Source organism: Thalassotalea sp. ND16A (assembly GCF_000764205.1).
Lineage (GTDB): Bacteria > Pseudomonadota > Gammaproteobacteria > Enterobacterales > Alteromonadaceae > Thalassotalea_A.
Genome location: NZ_JQDZ01000112.1, coordinates 52,455 through 72,305 on the forward strand (window position 1 = coordinate 52,455; position 19,851 = coordinate 72,305).

Annotated in this window: 11 protein-coding genes; 6 read left to right on the forward strand and 5 right to left on the reverse strand. The window is 48.5% G+C overall.

Features of this window, described 5'->3' with window-relative positions:
* Positions 1-121 precede the first annotated feature (121 nt).
* A complete protein-coding gene (locus ND16A_RS03735; protein WP_033078763.1) occupies positions 122-2,341 on the forward strand; it encodes a tetratricopeptide repeat protein in 2,220 nt (739 codons plus the stop codon).
* A gap of 28 nt (positions 2,342-2,369) precedes the next feature.
* On the opposite strand, the gene ND16A_RS20385 is transcribed toward ND16A_RS03735, so the two are convergent.
* Positions 2,370-3,092, reverse strand: a complete 723-nt coding sequence (locus tag ND16A_RS20385) for a DUF481 domain-containing protein (protein WP_052073256.1) — start codon at positions 3,090-3,092, stop codon at positions 2,370-2,372.
* A 308-nt stretch (positions 3,093-3,400) separates the two neighbouring features.
* On the opposite strand from ND16A_RS20385, the gene ND16A_RS03730 reads away from it, so the two are divergent.
* The 5 genes from ND16A_RS03730 to ND16A_RS03715 all read left to right on the forward strand — a co-directional run bounded on the left by ND16A_RS03730 (position 3,401) and on the right by ND16A_RS03715 (position 15,327).
* The gene (locus ND16A_RS03730; RefSeq protein WP_033078764.1) at positions 3,401-3,739 is read left to right on the forward strand and encodes a P-II family nitrogen regulator; all 339 of its coding nucleotides are present in this window, start codon (positions 3,401-3,403) and stop codon (positions 3,737-3,739) included.
* Positions 3,740-3,748: 9 nt separating this feature from the next.
* Positions 3,749-5,047: an ammonium transporter gene (locus ND16A_RS03725; protein WP_033078765.1), complete on the forward strand. Its 1,299-nt coding sequence runs from the start codon at positions 3,749-3,751 to the stop codon at positions 5,045-5,047.
* A gap of 112 nt (positions 5,048-5,159) precedes the next feature.
* A complete protein-coding gene (locus ND16A_RS03720; RefSeq protein WP_033078766.1) occupies positions 5,160-6,431 on the forward strand; it encodes an O-acetylhomoserine aminocarboxypropyltransferase/cysteine synthase family protein in 1,272 nt (423 codons plus the stop codon).
* Between the two features lie 390 nt (positions 6,432-6,821).
* The gene (locus tag ND16A_RS20390) at positions 6,822-13,874 is read left to right on the forward strand and encodes a PKD domain-containing protein (RefSeq protein WP_081945656.1); all 7,053 of its coding nucleotides are present in this window, start codon (positions 6,822-6,824) and stop codon (positions 13,872-13,874) included.
* A 325-nt stretch (positions 13,875-14,199) separates the two neighbouring features.
* Entirely contained in the window at positions 14,200-15,327 is a 1,128-nt protein-coding gene (locus ND16A_RS03715; RefSeq protein ID WP_033078767.1) for a hypothetical protein, read from the forward strand.
* A gap of 88 nt (positions 15,328-15,415) precedes the next feature.
* Here the strand turns inward: ND16A_RS03715 and ND16A_RS03710 are convergent, their stop codons facing one another.
* The 4 genes from ND16A_RS03710 to ND16A_RS03695 form a co-directional block, all read right to left on the reverse strand.
* Positions 15,416-16,063, reverse strand: coding sequence for a LiaF domain-containing protein (locus ND16A_RS03710; RefSeq protein WP_033078768.1), 648 nt, complete (start codon positions 16,061-16,063; stop codon positions 15,416-15,418).
* Between the two features lie 170 nt (positions 16,064-16,233).
* A complete protein-coding gene (locus ND16A_RS03705) occupies positions 16,234-16,995 on the reverse strand; it encodes an MbnP family protein (protein WP_033078769.1) in 762 nt (253 codons plus the stop codon).
* Positions 16,988-18,133 (reverse strand): cytochrome-c peroxidase, encoded by a 1,146-nt coding sequence (locus ND16A_RS03700; protein WP_033078770.1) that lies wholly within the window; start codon positions 18,131-18,133, stop codon positions 16,988-16,990. Before ND16A_RS03700 ends, ND16A_RS03705 begins: the two co-directional genes overlap by 8 nt.
* 8 nt (positions 18,134-18,141) lie before the next feature.
* A complete protein-coding gene (locus ND16A_RS03695) occupies positions 18,142-19,500 on the reverse strand; it encodes a hypothetical protein (protein ID WP_200880857.1) in 1,359 nt (452 codons plus the stop codon).
* Positions 19,501-19,851: the final 351 nt, after the last annotated feature.

Sequence of the window (19,851 nt, forward strand, 5' to 3'; positions counted from 1 at the left end):
CATATTTTAAAGTTATGGTTATTCAGTCGGTTAACTCAAAAATATTAAGGGTGGTATGTTATTATTTAAAGTTATAGGATTACTTTAAAAGTAATTTGCAGTTTATTTTTGGAATAAGTAATTGAAAAATATTTTCACTCAATTAAAGCAACGACAAGTATTTAAAGTTGCAACCATTTATGCGGTATCGGCCTGGCCATTAATACAAATCGCCGATTTAGCCGTGCCGGCATTGGGCTTGCCCGATAGTGTGATGACTTTGTTGTTGAAAATATTTATCGCCGGCTTTCCGGTCAGCCTTATTTTTGCCTGGTTATTTAACTTTACTGCTCATGGCATAGTGCGCGCCGATGATCAGGACAATGCTGCAGACGACAACGCCAAAAAGGTTAATATCCTCACCACGTTTGCTGTAGCAGGAGCTCTGCTGATAGCCGTTTTAGTGACACTTGCTAGCCAGTTAATGGTAGATAACCAAGTTACCATTAACGAAACTGCCGCCAGCCCTGCAATTATTCCACAACCGCCGAGCATTAATAAATCGGCGGCAATTAACAACAAAACATCCATTGCCATCTTACCCTTCGTGCCGTTTAGCTCGGATCCTGAAGATGAATATTTTGCCGATGGTATGGTGGAAGAATTGTTAAATTTGCTGGCGAAAATTCCTGATTTACAAGTAGCCGCACGAACCTCGTCGTTTACCTATAAAGGCGTTACCAGTAAATCGATTGTTGAAATAGGAAAAGAGTTAAATGTTGATACAATTTTAGAGGGCAGTATTCGCAAAAATGACACCTCCAATAAAATTCGTGTTACCGCGCAACTGATAAAAGTAAGCACCGGTGAGCATTTGTGGTCAGAAACCTATGATCGAGAATATCGCGATATATTTCAAATACAAGATGACATTGCCAGGGCCGTTGTTGATAAAATGAAAATTACCTTACTGGGTAATACGGCAACTTCACCCTTTGTCGTTGGCACCGAGAACGTAGATGCGATGGTTGAATATGGCAAAGGCCAAAAAGAGTTATCCCACCGTACCGTACCGGCCATCAAAAAAGCCCTAACTCATTTTCGCCAGGCGATCACTGAAGATCCCAATTATGCCCGAGCCTACGTAGGTATTGCCGACTCAAATGTTTTACTCGCATTATACGGCTCTATGTCGGAACTACAGGCAAGGACTGCTGCCCAAGCAGCCGTTAACAAAGCCCTTAGTCTTAATGAGAATTTAGGTGAAGCCTACGCGTCTAAAGGTTTGTTATTAACCGGTGCTGATAACGAAAAGGCCGAGCTGGCATTTAAGCGGGCAATTGAGCTGAATCCTAACTATGCAATGGCCTATATGTGGTATGGCACGTTACGGCGCGAGCAAGGTGAGATTGCCAGTGCTCATCAATTGTTTGAACAGGCTTTCGAACTGGATCCAAGATCGCCGGTAGCCGCATACAATGTGGCCTGGTGCTACTATCAAGCAGGCTCGGAAGCCAAAGCGATGGACTTATTTTCTCAAATTGTTGGTAATGATCCTTATTACCCGGGAGCCTATAATTTAGTTGGCGATATTCTTCGCAACCGTGGACGGCTTGATGAATCGGTTGCCATGTATCAAAGAGCCCTAAAAGTTGATCCGGTAAATAAGAACGCCGTTCAAGGGTTACTGTTGGCGAATATGGACATGAACAATATTGAAGCCAGCGAGTTCTGGTTTAGTTATCTTGAACAAAACCCGTCGCTGTTAAGCAGCACTGAAACGGTATTTATGAGAGCCCGATTTTATGCCGCACAAGGTGCCCTCGAGCAAGCAATAACGTACTTAGGACAGGTTAAATCCAGCGCTGGCAACCATGGTATGGATTTATATGTGCAGGGGGAGGTAGCATTTTATCAGCAAAATTACCGTGCCGCCGTTAACGCATTTGAAGCTTTGAAAAATGCGCAAATGAGAAATAAGAATGCTTTTTACCACTTAGTTGAAGGACAGGCGGCACTACATTTAGCCTTTGCCTATAAACAACTGCAACAGCCAGACAAAATGGCTGCTTTGCTCACGGAATTCACCCTGTTTTTGCAACAGAGTGTCAATAAAATGGCCAATAACCCCGGTTATTATTACAACATGGCGGCAATTAAAGCACTGCAAAATGAAGAAGAAGACATGCTTGCTTTCTTCCAGGGGGCAATAGACGCAGGTTGGGTACAAGTATGGAATGCTAAAATAGACCCGATCTTTAAGCCGCTAAAGAATAACCAGCAATTTGCTCAGATGATAGCTAAGGTCGATGCCGAATTGGCAGAGATGAGAGCCAAGTTAAAAGAAGAAAGTAAGAGATGAGCAGGCCCATCTCTCATTGGTATTGCGGTTAGAAAGAATAAGTGACACTAACAACCGTTTCTTTATCTGCGTGTTCGGTACCGTCAGGAACCTCTTCAGTATATTTTATGTTGTAGCTTAACTTTAATGAGACTTGACCAATCACCTGCACTTTTATTGCCGTTTTAGAGTAGCTAATGGTGTTTTCATCACCAATTTCTGTACTGAGTAATTGAGTAAAGGTACCGGTTTCTGAAAATTTCCAATCGACTAAAGTCGATAATCGAACGATAGTTTCTTCTTCATCTTCTAACAGTGGATCTTCAAGTTTTCCAGCACGATAACCGACACCGCCTTCAAGATCCCAATCAAAGGTGTCAAGATCATAGACATTCCAACCTAACCCCGAGGTTGCTGTGTATTGATTTTCGTAACCATTAAATTTATCTTCTTCATAAGATACCCGGCCAAACACGTAGTTCTTAGCAGTAAAGTTGTATTCCAGGCGAGTGAACGCTGAATATTTTTCGGCCGTTCTTTCTTCGTCTTTTTCCGAAGCAAGCCCTTCAACATGAGCTGCGAATTTCCACGGCGCGCTTTCGCGGAGCAAATTAAATTTACCGACGGTAGTGGATTCTTCGGTATTGCCGGATAAATTTGTGTAACCAAATTCAACATCCCCAGACCAAATTTTTGGTTGATCTACAGCTTCTGCGGCAAATGTAGAAGCTGATGCTAAGGCAAAAGCTAATGGTAATAGTTTGAATGTCATGTTGATCCCTGTTTGACTCGATGCATTAGTTTAATTTTATTGGCAGGAATGATAAATCAAAAGAGACTTTTTGGAAATAGTCCATAGCGATAACCACTGAAAAATAGCTCAAAAATAGCTCAAAAATAGCTCAAAAGTATCAGAGCTGCTAAATCTGTTTAGCATCTTTTAAGCTTATTTTGACCGCATATCGTCAATTAAGTGAATAGTTATTCGGTTATTGTGAGGTTTTATTTAAAATGTACTTGTTTATGCTCTGTTGATTAGATATTTTAGTATTTACTCTAAAATTCAAAAAAGGTACTGCAATGAAGCTAATCACCGCGATTATCAAACCATTTAAACTCGATGATGTGCGCGAAGCACTCAGTGAAATCGGCATTGAAGGCTTAACGTTATCTGAAGTTAAAGGTTTTGGTCGGCAAAAAGGTCATACCGAACTTTATCGTGGTGCCGAATATCAAGTGGATTTTCTGCCCAAAATAAAATTAGAAATCGGCATTCATGATGAGTTGGTCGAAAGAGTGATCGAAACCATAATCAATTCGGCCAATACCGGTAAAATTGGCGATGGAAAAATTTTTGTAACCAATATCGAAGAGATTATTCGTATTCGTACTGGTGAAACCGGAAGCGAAGCAATTTAAGGTAAAATAATGATTAAAATATTAAAACTATGCGTATTACTGTGCGCCACCATTGGATTTTCCAGCGTTGCCGGTGAAAACGAATTAAATGGCGCCAATACGGCGTGGATATTAACCTCGACAGCGTTAGTCTTATTGATGACGCTACCAGGACTTGCGCTGTTTTATGGTGGTTTAGTGCGCAGTAAAAATATCCTCTCTATTTTGATGCAATGTTTTGCTATTGCCAGTATTTCATCAATATTATGGCTGGTGGTTGGCTATAGCCTGGCGTTTGGTGCAGGCAACGCCTGGATTGGCGACTTTTCAAAAGTCATGATGGCCGACATCGGCAAAGGTACTTTGTCTGGCGACATTCCGGAAAGCCTGTTCATGCTGTTTCAAATGACGTTTGCGGTGATAACTCCAGCCCTTATTATTGGTGCATTTGCCGAACGGATGAAATTTTCAGCGGTGCTGTTATTCAGTGGCTTATGGTTATTAACGGTATACGCCCCCGTGACTCATTGGGTTTGGGGCGGTGGCTGGCTTGCTGAGATGGGGCTCTATGATTTTGCCGGTGGCACTGTGGTACACATTACCGCAGGTGTGGCCGCAATAGTGGCGGCAATGGTATTAGGCCCTCGTAAAGGTTTTCCGAAAACGCCAATGTTGCCGCATAACTTAACCATGACAGTCACCGGTGCCGGTTTGCTTTGGGTTGGCTGGTTTGGTTTTAACGGCGGTAGTGCCTTAGCGGCTAATGGTGACGCCGCCATGGCGATGTTAGTGACTCATATCTCTGCCTCCGCAGGTGCATTAACCTGGGCGGCTATTGAATGGAAAAAGTTTGGCAAAGCCAGTGTACTGGGCGCGGTAACGGGGATGGTTGCAGGCCTTGGTACCATCACTCCCGCCTCCGGGTTTGTTGGTCCAGGTGGAGCGTTAGTGATTGGTACTTTAGCCGGTATTGTGTGTTTTACCTGTACGGTTTATATCAAACAAAAGCTGAAAATTGACGATTCACTAGACGTGTTCCCGGTGCATGGGGTTGGCGGTATTTTAGGGACTTTTTTAGCCGGTATTTTCTCGGCTACCTCATTAGGTGTGTTTAGCGGTTTTGGTTTTGCTGAAGGCATTTCAACAATGTCAGAGCAGGTAGGTGTACAACTAATTGGTATCATTGCAACCATCGTTTATACCGCGGTAGTGTCCTATATCCTGTTTAAAGTTGTTGGCTTAATGACCGGTGGCTTACGAGTATCTGAAGAACAGGAAACCACAGGTCTGGATTTGGTTGAACACGATGAATCTGGTTACAACATCTAATTAAAGCGCACTAAAGCTGCCAATTTAAAAAAGCCAGTAATCAATGTTACTGGCTTTTTTAATTCAGGGAAGATAAGTTAATGTTAAGCATATTAACTACATGGAAATTCTTATGAAATTAGCGTCTTTAGCCTTACATCATGGATACGAATCGGAAGCAACAACCAAAGCTGCAACGACCCCCATCTATCAAACAACTTCGTACACCTTCGACAATACTCAGCATGGGGCAGACTTATTTGACTTGAAGGTTCCTGGCAACATTTATACTCGGATCATGAACCCAACAACCGATGTGTTAGAGCAAAGAGTGTCGGCAATGGAAGGCGGAATTGCCGGCTTAGCCGTTGCCTCAGGTATGGCCGCAATCACCTATGCGATCCAGGCAATTACCTCGGTTGGCGATAATATTATCAGTACCAGTCAACTTTATGGCGGTACTTATAACCTGTTTGCCCATACTTTGCCCCGCCAAGGGGTAGAAGTTCGATTTGCCTCCGGCGATGAATTAAGCAGTTTTGAGCACCTCATCGATGAAAATACCAAAGCAGTTTTTTGTGAATCCATTGGCAATCCCGCCGGTAATGTTATTGATTTAGCGCGGTTAGCTAAGATTGCCCACCAACATGGGGTGCCATTAATTGTTGATAATACGGTAGCAACTCCTGCTCTTTGCCGGCCAATAGAACACGGTGCCGACATTATTATCCATTCACTGACGAAATATATTGGTGGCCATGGCACGAGTATTGGTGGCATCATCGTCGACTCTGGAAAATTTGATTGGGTCGCAAATGCGAGCAGATTTCCAATGTTAAATGATCCCGATCCCTCATATCACGACGTTGTTTATACCGAAGCTCTAGGAGCCGCCGCTTATATTGGCCGTTGTCGGGTAGTACCGCTGCGAAATACCGGTGCGGCAATATCCCCGCATAATGCATTTCTTATCATGCAAGGCTTAGAGACGTTATGTTTACGCATGGAACGTCATTGTGATAACGCCTTAAAGGTTGCTGAATACCTCAAAGCCCATGACAAAGTGAGCTGGGTTAACTATGCCGCATTAGCCGATAGTCCCTACCATGAACTTTGCCATAAACTCAATGGCGGCAAAGCTTCTGGTATTTTGAGTTTTGGTATTAAGGGCGGCAGTGAGGCTGGCGGCAGGTTTATCGATGCGTTGAATATGATCCTACGGTTGGTGAATATCGGCGATGCCAAATCTTTAGCATGTCACCCGGCATCGACCACGCACCGCCAATTGAACGCTGAAGAGCTTAAATCTGCCGGTGTATCAGAAGATTTAGTCCGGATCTCGGTTGGCATTGAACACATTGACGATATCATTGCCGATATCGCACAAGCGTTAGCAAAAGCGTAATTTTAACTATCGTCTCATCAAGCGGTATTCATACTGTTTGATGAGCGAATCAGGCCGTCTGACAAAATTGCCAGGTCCGGTGATCGAATCATCGATAGGCCACCAATTACTCCATCTAGTTCTTCACTTTTCAACAACAATCATAGCAATACCGTTGGCTCAATGCCATCACTTGCCCAGAGCAAAATTTATGCGTTTATTAAGCCTGGAGACTACAGCATGATCCCGTTAATATTCGTGCGAAAAAAGCAAAGAAAACACCTGACTTATTCAATGGCCAGGCCCACCTTGTTCTATACTTAGGTATGCCCTTCTAATAATAACACTTGATTAGTAAAAACATGCTGCAGCGCTAGCTTAGCCACCGAGCTGTTGCATTACGAAGGAACCATGATGAATAGTAAATTGAAAATGGTTGAGCCCGGCAGAGCAGTGTTTGCTGTAGTTCTCTTAATTTTGATCACCCTAGTGGCAATTACGTTTTTGCTGACAGCAGGTTCTAACACAGCAACGCTCGATAAACTCAAGCCCTTGACCACCATTGAATCGTTAGCGAGTGTTTCCGTAAACAACGCGAGAGCCTTATTATCTCCGGGAGGCATGGCGGACAACGTCAAAACCCAGCAACATTCAACATCGGTTATTGCCGAGGCTCAGTCTGCGGCAGTGACTACATCAGTAATCCACTTCCCGACGGGTGTCAGCAAGAGCTGGTGGACTCAGCTACAGCGTGCGCGGGCCAGGAATGAATATCAGCCGAGCGAAAACGGCAAGGGCCTGCAGGCACCAAATCGCGCCCACAATTTACGCACCTACTTCGACTCCACCGGCATCCGGGTGCACGACCGCACGGCGGCAGGGGAGTCCGAGCTGGCCAGTTTTTCGCTGATCGGCATGGGCCGGGGCGCCGAGCTCTTACCTGTTGCAGCAGGCATAGTTACGCACACGAGCACGCGGGTTGAGATCCAGCGACCCGGCGTGATTGAATGGTACGAGAATTCGCCGCTGGGACTAGAGCAAGGGTTTACCCTTGCGGCTTCGATGACAGGTGAGGGCCCGCTTGTGTTGGAACTCGCGGTGGGACATGCCAAGGCAAGCCTGCGCGGTCAGTCGATCGTGCTGACAACCGATGCAGGACGTCGACTCAATTACGCAAAATTGGTGGTAACAGATGCCAATGGCATGGTTCTGGCGTCGCGGCTCGAAGTTCCTTCGCCGCAGCGCCTGCAGCTGATCGTCGAAGATCCCGGTGCGGCATACCCGGTGGTGATCGATCCTCTGATCACGAGTACGGCGGACGCTATCCTGGAGTCAAACCAGCCGGACAACGGCGGGTTTGATCCCGCAGCGTTTGGCGGCTCTGTCGCGATAGCAGGCGACGTCAATGGCGATGGCTTTGACGATGTGATCGTCGGCTCCCGCGGCTGGGATTTAGCTACGGGCTTGTTCGATGAAGGGGCGGTGTTCGTCTTCCTCGGCAGCGCCACGGGAGTCGTCGGCTCTGAACCCGCCAGCGCCCATGCCGTGATCCGGAGTGACCAGGCGAGTGCGGAATTCGGCACCAGTGTTGCCGGAGCTGGTGATGTCAATGGCGACGGGATCGCCGATTTCATCGTCGGCGCACCTCACTACGAAGGTACGTTCCGTGGTGATCCCAATTTAACCGTTAAAGGCGCGGCCTTTGTGTTCTACGGTAAGCGTGATATTGGCATCACCGCCACCAGCCCGGACGACGCCGATGCACGCATCGATGCCAATCAAATCGACGCCATTCTTGGCTTTAGCGTGGCGGGGGCCGGTGATGTCAACGGCGACGGCTTCGATGACATTATCATCGGTGCTCCCAGACAAGGCAGCCCGACCTTTCCCCCTAATATTCCCCCCAATCAGGCACAGGGCTTTGGCGGCGCGGCGGTGGTGTTCCACGGCAGTGCGGCCGGGATCACCGCCAGTGGCTTTGACGATGCCGACGCGACTCTGCTGGCCTATCCGGCAGGCTTCCCCGAGCCGAGCGGCGGCTTTATGGGCGCCGATGTTTCGGGAGCCGGCGACGTTAACGGCGACGGCTTCGATGACGTCCTCGTATTTATCGACGGCGCCGCGCTATTTCTGGGCAGTGCGACCGGGATCGTCGGCAGCGACCCGACCACCGCTCATGCGCACATCACGGGCCCGGGTAGCGTCGTATCAAAAGCTGGCGATGTCAACGGCGACGGTTTTGGCGACATTATCCTCGGTGCCCCGGGATTTCCCGACTTGGGTAATCCTCCCGGGGCGTCATTCGAGCGAAGTGGCACGTTCGGCGTATTCCTGGGGAGCCCGGCAGGCATCCCCGTCACCGACTTTCTCCAGGCCGATAGTCTGGTCGAGGGAGTGCATGCAACTCAGCTTGCATCGGCCGGTGACATTGATTTGGACGGCTTCGACGATGTTATCATCGGGGCGGTCGGCTACGTCGGGAGCCTGAACAGTGAGGGGGCTGCCTACGTGTTCCGCGGCGGTCCCTCTGGAATTGTCGCCACCAGCGAGTTGGATGCGTATGTACGGATCGGATCGAGGCAGTCGGAGGCGGTTCGAAACCTCAATCGCTATGACCTTGGCGTGGGCGGGGCAGGAGATGTCAATGGTGACGGCTTCAGCGATGTGATCGTGGGATTCGGCTTCTACGACGTGGATCAAATCAATGAGGGGGCAGCCTTTGTCTACCACGGCGGGCCAGCGCCGGTTGAGGTCAACCCGCCACCCGTACCAATCGTCGGTCCCCCCGGTCAGGTGTACGTCGATTTTGATAATACTGGTAAGGCTACAATTACGGTCGATGGCCTTGCCTCATTTGATAATGGCTTCATCGCCAATTATGCCTGGCTCGAGGGTGAGACATTGCTTGGCACGTCACCGGTGTTGACGACGTCACTGGTGACCAGTGGCGACCATAGGCTGGTGCTGAATGTCACCGACGACGGTGGTCTCACCCGTGGCGCTGGGGTGACGGTCAGGGTGGAGCCGGCAGAGAGTGACCAGCTGTTCTTCGACGACTTTACCATCGGCTTTGGTTCCTGGCTGACGGCTGGCGATGTCACCCTATCGAGTGTCGATACTTTTCCCGATCCTCCGCAGGTGCAAATGGGCGCCTCGGGTTCCTTGTTGAGCCGTACCATCGCCATGCCAGCTGGTAGCACGGGCATGTCGGTCTCTTTCCAGGGTAAAGCCAGCCAGTTTTCTGGCGCCGACGAATTACTGGTCAAGGTGAGTGTTGACGGCGGCCCATTCACCACTATCCATACCATTACCAGCGCCGAGAGTAATGATACCTACATTTTTTACGGTGGCTCGGCCATCCCACTTGGGCACTCGTGGTTTCCTGCGACGGCTGCGAACATCGTGCTCGAGTTCGAGTCTAACATGAGCACGGGACAGTTCTTCGTCGATCTGGTCAAAGTCGAGGCGCTGCTGGCCCCTCCGGGCTCACAACCACCTCTGCCAGGCGAGCTGCCGATTGCTAACGCTGGCGTCGATATAACCGTTGACGACAATGACGGCGATGGTTCTGAGTTGGTGACCTTAGATGGAACACTGTCTTTCGACTCAGGTGGCATCGAATCCTATCAATGGTTCGAGTTGACTTCCTCAGGGGCATCCTTGCTCGGCGCGGGTGTCACGCTGGACGTAGCGTTCGATCGCCGTGCCATACCAGGAGTCTTGGCGGCGGAGATCAGTGGCAGCCACACCGTGCAACTGCTGGTGACCGGCAATGACGGCGGCTCAGCGAGCGATACCCTGGTGGTAACGGTTAACGGGGCATTGTCCAACAATCAATCCCCGGTGGCGAATGCCGGTCTCGATCTGACCGTAACAGATGCCAATGGCGATACGCTGGAATTCGTGCATTTTGACGGTAGGGGATCGTCAGACTCAGATGGCACTATCGTCTCCTATAACTGGACCGAGCATGGCAATACTATCAACAACGCTCCGACGTTCACTATCACCATGCCCATCGGGGTGCATACGGTACAACTGGAGGTGACCGATAACCAGGGGGCTACCAGCACCGACATTGTGGTGATCACAGTGCTTGCCGCTACTCCAACCGCTCCCATCGATAGCTTCTCCGGCTCGCCAACCACCATCACCGCCGGCGAATCAGCCATCCTGAGCTGGACCACGACCGGCGCCGATAGCGTCGTGATTAACGCCGGGCCGAATCTGCCGCTTGATGGCAGCATATCGGTCAGCCCAACCGCCACCACGCTCTACATTCTGACCGCCATAGGTCCGGCGGGCGCGTCACAGGCATTGGTGACGGTTACTGTCAATCCTGCGCCGCCGCCACCGCCTGTGGAGCCGACGATTGATGACTTCTTAGCGACTCCGGCCTCGATCACGGCCGGCGAATCCGCCACCCTGAGCTGGAATACGACCGGCGCGGGCAATGTGTCAATCGATAACGGTGTAGGAGCCGTCAGTGTTGATGGCAGCGTCACGGTGAACCCAACGGTCACCACTTCCTACACCCTCAGTGCGACAGGATCCGGGGTGACAACAACGGCCGAAGTTACCGTCAACGTCAGTCCGGCGGCCCCTGCGCCACCGACGGTTGATAGCTTCTCTGCTAGTCCGTCCACAATCACGGTAGGCGCAAGCTCTACCCTCACGTGGGCGACGACGGAGGCGGATAGCGTCTCGATCAACGGCGGTGCGAGTCAGCCAGCCAATGGCAGCAGTTCAGTCAGCCCAGCCACGACCACCACGTACGAGCTGACTGCGACCGGACTTGGAGGCACCGTCACCGAGAGCCTGGTCATAGAGGTTCAAGCCGCTCCGACTGGAGCTGATTTCAACACCCAACTCGCCAAAATGACGATTCCTGCGGGGGCCAGCGCCGTTGTCTCTTCCGCATTTGATGCTGTGGATCCCGCACGAACGATTGCCCTCATTTCTGGTGTCACTCAACATGCTATGGGCTGGACCGCGGAAAGCACGCAAGACCCGGTAGAGATCTCAGCCTATGTCAGCCTGGGCGCGGATGGCACCAGCCTTACTGCGACTCGAGCGTCCGCAGTGGCTCAAACCGACACTGTTTGGGTGTTGCTGGTTGAATACACCGGCTCCGCCGGTGGCGCCAATGAGTTGCGGGTGCGAGATCGCCGGGTTCATGCCTGGTCTGCAGGCCAGACTAGTACGAGCTATGGTCCAATCAGTTCGGTAGTCAATGGCAACAAGGTTGTGGTGTTTGCTGCCGGCTCGAGCAACCCCAATACCGCCTCGAGTGCATACGACAGAGGAGATGTTCGAGCCTGGATCAATGGGGCGAACACCGTTCAATTGCGGCGGGGCGATGGCAACGGTGCGATTTCTTCCAGTCATCAGGTGGTAGAGTTCGTGGGCAGCAATTGGAACATTCAAACAGGAGACACAGTGCCCAGTCCGGATCCGGGCGGGACAGACGTCGCCGTGAGTTCGGTCACCGATGTGGGCAACGCCTGGGTGTACTTTACCTGGAGCAGCAACTCCGCCAATCTGGATGAACGGGGTCATCGACTATGGCTGACCTCACCGACCAACTTGCGGGTGCAAGAGGATGCCGCTGCGACAGCCACCAAGACCATTCGCTGGTCGGTGATCAGCAATCCGCAAATGCAGGTTCAGTCGGGGCAGGCCGACAACCTGTTGAACTCGACCAATACCGCAACCATTACCGGCTTTCTACCGGTTGCCGATCTGGCTCAATCATTTGCCTGGGTCAGTGGCATGACCGATGGCGGAGGTAACGCTCATCCACGGGATATGTGGCAATTCGAACTGCTCGACTCGTCAACCATCAATCTGCAACGTGGCCGTACACGCCAAGAATTGAGCTACCGCTATTTCGTGGTAGAACTCCCATCCGTCGCTACGGTCCCGGGAGGTCCTAGCGTTGGAACCTTCTCTGCGGCACCGACTTCGATCATCGCGGGCGCGACATCTACTCTAACCTGGACCACCGCAAACGCCACCAATGTGTCTATCGACAACGGCATCGGCTCACAGCCGTTGAACGGCGACATCACCGTCAGCCCGGTCGCCACCACGACCTACACCCTGACGGCTCAGGGCACCGGTGACCCGGTCTCGGTTCAGACCACAGTGACCGTTAATTCAGCGCCACTGCCGGTGAGCATCGACACCTTTGCCGCCACACCGACTGAGATCATCGCAGGGGAATCGACGAGCCTGGCCTGGACTACTTCCAACGCCACCGACGTGTCGATCGACAACGGCATCGGCTCTCGGCCGTTGAACGGCAGCATCACTGTCAGTCCGACCAGCACCACGACCTACATCCTGACGGCTCAGGGCACCGACGGCCCGATCTCAGCTCAGACCACCGTGATCGTCAATCCGGCGCCACTGTCGGTGAGCATCGACACCTTTGCCGCCACATCGACTGAGATCACCGCCGGGGAATCGACGACCCTGGCCTGGACCACCTCCAACGCCACCAGCGTGTCTATCGATAACGGCATCGGCTCACGACCATTGAACGGCAGCATCACTGTCAGTCCGGCCAGCACCACGACCTACATCTTGACGGCTCAGGGCACTGACGGCCCGATCTCGGCTCAGATCACCGTCACCGTCAATCCGGCGCCATTGTCGGTGAGCATCGACACCTTTGCCGCCACATCGACTGAGATCACCGTTGGGGAGTCGACCACTCTAAACTGGACCACCTCCAACGCGACCAGTGTGTCGATCGACAACGGGATTGGCTCACAACCGCTGAACGGTGGCATCACTGTCAGTCCGGCCAGCACCACGACCTACATCCTGACGGCTCAGGGCACCGACGGCCCGATCTCGGCTCAGATCACCGTCACCGTCAATCCGGCGCCGCTGCCGGTGAGTGTTGACAGCTTTGCCGCCACATCGACTCTGATCACCGTTGGGGAGTCGACCACTCTAAACTGGACTACCTCCAACGCCACCAATGTGTCGATCGACAACGGGGTTGGCTCACAGCCGTTGAACGGCGGCATTACTGTCAGTCCGACCAGCACCACGAACTATCTCTTGCTCGCGACAGGGGCAGGCGGCACTGACAACTCGAGTGTGACAATCACCGTCGTTGGTGGTGGCTCAGCACAGGGCACTGTGGTCTTGTCTGGACCAACCTCAATTGACCGCGGCGATAGAACCTCATTCACCGTTACCCTCACCAATACCGGGACTTCGACGATTACCGGGGCGCAACTGAGCTTTGCGGTGACGCCGAATTCCCTGCTCAAAGACGTTAGTCCGGGTAGTTCCGTCGCCGTTGGCAACGTGCCTCCCGGAGGCAGCGTCAGTCAGACCTGGACAGTGCGAGCTGACAATGAAGGATCCGGTTCCGTTTCGGCCGGAGCTGCCAGTGATGGCACAACTCTGGACACGGTGACCCGCTCATTGACGGTGGTCAAGTAGAAGCCATATGATCAACCGCGAACCTTCGGTCTGCGGTGTTTTTCAAGATAGTTGTCGCGTTTTTATTACGCGACTTCTTTATTTTGTTCAGGGGTTAATTCAGGACTAAATGACTATAAAAAGTGATATATCGTCATTCACACCTTTTATATTCATAGATTATACTTATGGTTATGTACTTGCTGTCTACGAATATTGAGCGATAATCAATTAAGGCTCCCTACTAGACAATCAAACAGCGTAGCATTTAAAAGTTTAGTCATTTAATATGAAATAATATTATTTCGCTCTTATGTCATTATAATAAAAAATAGTCGATAACATTATGAAAAAAAAATTAATAACCACATCGTGTGTACTCGCCTCATTGAGCTTTTCTACTTTCGCTGTGGATGTTTCAACAGCCATTAAAGCAGGGGTCGATAGTAATCCCTATTTACTTAGTGAGTTACATTCACCTGAAAATGCCAATTTTGTTGAGATTGAAATTGATGCTGGCCACAAGTTTAATTCGGGGGTTTCATTATACGCTAGCTGGTTAAGCAACAATTATGAAGACAGTTTTGATGATGCCGATAAAGAAAAGTTTTCATTAGGTGCATCATTTGAAAGTAAAGGTGAGTTACTAAATACCAATATTAGCTATAAACTCGACGCGCGGTTTGAAAATCAAGATAAGACTTACATTAGCCGCGCAAAGGGAACTATCGGTACTATTGGTGGTGTTACGGTAGAAAATCGCTATGATTACAATATATTTGCTACTGAAGGTGATTTAAAGTTTCTCTGGAGCAAACCCGTTTATTTCGTTTTTTCATTCGATACTCGGGTGAAGAAGTATGAAGACTATACCGATATTGGTGCTTCAAATTTAGATTATAAACATCTTTCCTTCAAAGCTTACATAAAATATAAGGCCAATAAAACACACAGTTTGAGTGCATATTACCGCTTTAGAAATAGAGTGTATGAAGACCGATTAGGCAAAGACGAACAAGGAAGCTCGGTTGAGGGTACTTCGCTAGAATATGATTACCATATGTCACAAGTTACCTGGAGTTTCGATCTTTCCAAAAAACAGGATTTACAAGCATATATTTATTTTGAAAAACGCAATGATAATGTTTCAGGATATTATGATACTACTTGGCACCGTGCCCGTTTAAGGTATCGAAACAACATCAGTAAAAAACAAAAATTAGCAACGCAAATCACTTACAGAGATTATAGCTATGATCTCAACGACCAGTTATCATCGATTGAAGGTGAAGACCCGATCAATTCTAAAGAAGGTTTTCAGTTTGAACTATCTTACGCCTATAAAATTGCTAACTCTGCGGGCTTAAATTGGTGGTTTAATACAAGTTTTAGCTTCGAAGATTATGATAGTGTTGACCCTCTCTATGTCTACGATCGAACTTTTGCTTATGCGGGGCTAGAGGTTGCCCTTTAAATAAAAAATAAATAAGACACTGACTAATATAAATAAGACACTCACCGTAACCGGCATTTTGTTTAAATTACGGTAAACCGGTCAAATTTTATTTTGTACCAAGCAAAGCTTTTAAACTGTCAGCAAAACCCATCCATTTTTCCTTGGTGGTTCGTTTCACTTTCATTACCAGGCTACCCATAATGACTTTACCTTTGATGGTGATTGTTGGTGCTTGACGATTGGCCATAGAGGCAGATTTGTTTTCGACACTGCTCATCACGTCAAAAATGTTGGTAACTACATTCACATTTTCTGGTATCAGTATTTTATCGGAGCCCATCAGGCAAAATATGTTGATGGTGACATGTTGATGTTGGAATATCGCATCGGTAAAATCCAGCTTAGTGGAAGCAAGAATATCGAAAACATTAATTTCTTTTGGCACCAGCCATTGACCACTGCGCTCATTCGAGCCAAGTATGCTGCGAAGATTGACATCTTCATCGCTCACTTGATGACTGTAATTGGGGGTAAATTGGTATTCTTTTTCACTTTGGTACTTGGTGTCGGCTTTTAGCTGCAGATCTTCCACCAAGGCAACAATTTCATGGGCATCATTACTTTGCATTGCCTGATCTAATCGATGTTCAAAGGCTTCTGCTGAAATAACCATATGACTGTAATTATAAATTAATTGATCTATTGTTTCTTCACGAACCTGCTCTATCGGGCGGTCTTCTAATTTTACGTCCACAAGATACTCCTTTTCATACATTATTTATTCATTCCAATAAAATAAGCAAAATACACACCAATATTTATTTCCTTTGTTTTCAACGTGTTAAATATTAATTGAAAGAATGAGTTGGTTAATTTCACTAAATATTAACAAAGATCAGCTTTAATTGCTTATTACGTAAATTTTTATGGCTCAGATTTTTCCAGAGCAGAGTAGGCAGAGTCATCGGCAGACAAGGTGATCATCGAGGCATAGTTTTCAGCGATTAAACGCGCATCGTTTCGATCAAACTTCACCGTTGGCAGCGCAGCCATATTGATGTTCACCGATGAACTGAACATGGCGAGAATGTCAACATCAAAGTTGACCGGCGCCGACCCTGGGGTTATTGGTTCTGGCAAATGAAATTGCAGAGCTTTTAAGTTTTCACTAAAGCCCACATGGTAAACCAAAGGTTGTATCTTTTGCGCGTGTGCTAAGGTGCCTTCAAACAGAATGAATTTGTAACCAACTTGCCAATTCCAGGCCATCCGGTTATTGGGATCGAGATCGCCTCTGGCCATGATTGAGGCATTTGCACTTTCGTCCACTCCGATGGAAATATTCACCTTAGAGTATTTATCGTAAGGCACATCGTGCAGCTCGAGCAAATAGCTCTTCGCAGCATTGTCAAAGCGAGCAAGATGATAACTATCGGCTACCTGAAAACGCTGTTCTTTCCCCTGTAATTGGATGTTGCTGAGATACAGTTGTAAATGCCGTATTTGAAATTTCCCCTCACCACCGGGATTGGCATAGCGAGTCTGATTAAATTCAAGCGGCTTGTCACCAACACGCGCCTGAAACTGTAAAGTGACAGTGCCTGCTTGTTTATGATTAACCAAATAAAGCCAGCTAAAAGCCAGCAGCACGAAAACAGAGAATAATGGGATCCAGATTTTATTCATGCGGTACCCTCTTTATTGGGAAAGGGTTAGAAAAATTCTCATTGTCGATAAAAGTATAGTCGGTAAGGGTGTGTAAAAAAGCGATAATCGCCAGTTTTTCGTCCTCGCTCAAATTCAAGCTGATCTGCAGTTGTTCGCTATCACTTGGCTGGTTAGTCGCCTCCATTATCAATGGACTTAAAGTCGCACTCACTTTGATCCCCTGATCGTAATGATCGAGTACTTGCCTCAGCGTTGCAAATCGTCCATCGTGCATATAGGGGGCCGTTAACGCGATATTTCGTAATGTTGGTACCTTGAACTTACCCCGGTCAGCTTTCATTTTGGTGATCTTTTCCAGCCCGGGTTTCAGATTGCTGTCACTGTCCAGGCCGTTGTTGGCAAAACCATCAAACTTGGCGTTAAAACCACTGGTGAGAAACTGGCTATGGCAATCGATGCAATTACCACCGCGTAAACTGGCCTTAACGTCTGGGTGTGCCATAAATAGCTTTCTGCCAAGCTCTTCATCAGCGCTTAATTTCAACTCTCCCCGTAAAAATTGATCGTATTTAGAATTGGCTGAAACTAAAGTCCTTTCAAAGCTGGCGATAGCGAAGGCGATATTTTTGGCGTTAATTTCGCCATAGGCCTGGCGGAACAGTTTCAGGTAATGCTCATCGGCTGTTAATTCATCAATCAATTGATCCAGATCCTGCGCCATTTCATCAGGGTGCTGGATAGGGATCAGCGCCTGCTCCTCTAACGATTGGGCGCGACCATCCCAGAAAAAATGCTGTGGTCCCCACAGAGTATTCGCCAGACTCATGCTATTGAATGCGAGCTCTTTTCCCGACACGCCTACTGATCTGGCTTTGCCATCGGTAAAAGCCAAACGTTGCAGGTGGCAAGTTGCGCATGACACCGTATTATCTGCTGACAAGCGTTTGTCATAAAAGAGCAAGCGTCCAAGGGCCACACCCTCCTTGGTCAGTGGGTTATCCGCGGGTATCTGGAAGTGGCCGTAGACAAATGGCGCAGTGAATGCAGACAACGGCGTAGGCCGCACAGCGGTTGGCCAAAAAAAGCTGTATGCCAGTCCTAACAGCAACAGGCTGCTGACGATGACTAATATTACTGGCAATACACGCTTTGACATCGAAGATTTTAGTGATGATGAATAAAGCCGGATCCAAACAAGCCTTCGATGTTATCGATACCTTTTTGATAGCGGGCCTTGAAATCTATGGTGGCCAGGCGTTCACTGGTAGCCAGGTCGTGCACACTGATGGTATGCGCATTGACCTTAGCAATAAAATCAATATCGGTTGGATCGTTATCGGCGCCGTTACCAAGATTGAGCAAATTGTTTTGCACCGCGATCACTTGTCTGCCTGACTGGGTGGGGTAGAAAATCATATGATGAGCACCTGGGTCGGCAGCAATATCAGGACCAGACGTTACCAGTTCCGGCAGGTTAGCCAAGTGGTAGCGCTTGATCACACCTGGCAGCGCGTGGCTGATAAAGAGTTCAGACTCGTTGCCATAAAACTCCAAAGGAACTCCGGTGCCTTGTTCAACACCGTCATAAAGTTTTACCGGGCTGCCAAAGGTTTTAGTGGTTTCATCATAGGGGACTTTCCAAGTTTCAAAGCCAAACATGGTGTTGACCAATACCGCTGGCTCTGCGCCTTTAACAATATCCGGGCGGACAAATAATACTTCTACCGGAGATGATGGAAAACCAACAGGCTTGGCGTCTTCCACCACAATATTTTGTATTGGCGTAAACGTGTTCAGGTCAATGATGGCGATGTTATTGCCGACACCGGTGGCCAGATCAGGGTGAATGGTAGACGCTACCACCATGCGATCGCCAAAGGCAGATATGCCATGGGGATACATGATGAATGGTTCACCTTCAGCAACCTGACTTTTGCGCGCCTGAATGATTTTGATTAGGGCATTGCTTTGTGGATCAAATACGCCAATGGAACCGCCATCGGCCTGATCTACGCCAGTACCGCCCATAAACGTGACGAACATGTACTGAGTGCCATTTACCGAGTGCCACATAATGTCTTCGCCCACCTGTTGGCCACCGGTATCGAGACAATCAACGCCGGTGATCATAGGGGCACCCGTAGCGTCCCGAATGAGCCCTATTTCAGTAAGGCTGCATAAAGGGTCAAGTGAAGTTGCGTATAAACGCCCCGTTGGACTGTAATAGAGATGATGTAACGGAGCATTGCTATTGATGTCTGGCGTTTCGAATTCACTGATAATTGCGCCAAAGTTCTCCGACTCAGGATCCAATTCAACGATGGCGACACTACTGACCGTGTTTAGTGTTGGCAACCCACGTAATAATACAACCGCTTTAGTTTGTTCACCTGTAACCTCTTGCTTAACGACAGGTTCGTCCGCTGCCTTGTTAGTCTTACTCTGTTCAACTTCTTTGGAACAGCCTAACAGTCCAATAACTAGGCACACAGAAAGGATAATATTGTTTGTTACCGGGTTCATAATAACACTCCAAAAGACCTTCAATTGCTAGTAATAGTTTAGTATTTGATTGCTAAAAGTCTATTAACAGGGGGTACGAATGTATGCACTTTATAATTTGATGATTTTTACCGAACACTGAAAAATTTCCGAACGAAATTCTAAATGCTGATCTTGAGCATAAGTTAAATAAAAATATCATTCCCCTATGTACTTGTCATTGTCAGTTTTTTTTACAAAAGTACGACATTTAAATAATGTCATATAGCTAACTCACTGTTAATGCAACGATATAATTCTTGGCACTAAATATGCTGCTTCGGTATCGTTTTATTATTAACAAAAAAATTACGCCCAATCTAAGGAATGTAT

What these genes read in the sequence shown, in the direction of transcription:
- ND16A_RS03705 (WP_033078769.1), bottom strand. Translation starts at nt 16,995, where the DNA reads ATGAATAAAATCTGGATCCCATTATTCTCTGTTTTCGTGCTGCTGGCT.
- ND16A_RS03720 (WP_033078766.1), top strand. Translation starts at nt 5,160, where the DNA reads ATGAAATTAGCGTCTTTAGCCTTACATCATGGATACGAATCGGAAGCA.
- ND16A_RS20390 (WP_081945656.1), top strand. Translation starts at nt 6,822, where the DNA reads ATGATGAATAGTAAATTGAAAATGGTTGAGCCCGGCAGAGCAGTGTTT.
- ND16A_RS03730 (WP_033078764.1), top strand. Translation starts at nt 3,401, where the DNA reads ATGAAGCTAATCACCGCGATTATCAAACCATTTAAACTCGATGATGTG.
- ND16A_RS03725 (WP_033078765.1), top strand. Translation starts at nt 3,749, where the DNA reads ATGATTAAAATATTAAAACTATGCGTATTACTGTGCGCCACCATTGGA.
- ND16A_RS03695 (WP_200880857.1), bottom strand. Translation starts at nt 19,500, where the DNA reads ATGAACCCGGTAACAAACAATATTATCCTTTCTGTGTGCCTAGTTATT.
- ND16A_RS03715 (WP_033078767.1), top strand. Translation starts at nt 14,200, where the DNA reads ATGAAAAAAAAATTAATAACCACATCGTGTGTACTCGCCTCATTGAGC.
- ND16A_RS20385 (WP_052073256.1), bottom strand. Translation starts at nt 3,092, where the DNA reads ATGACATTCAAACTATTACCATTAGCTTTTGCCTTAGCATCAGCTTCT.
- ND16A_RS03700 (WP_033078770.1), bottom strand. Translation starts at nt 18,133, where the DNA reads ATGTCAAAGCGTGTATTGCCAGTAATATTAGTCATCGTCAGCAGCCTG.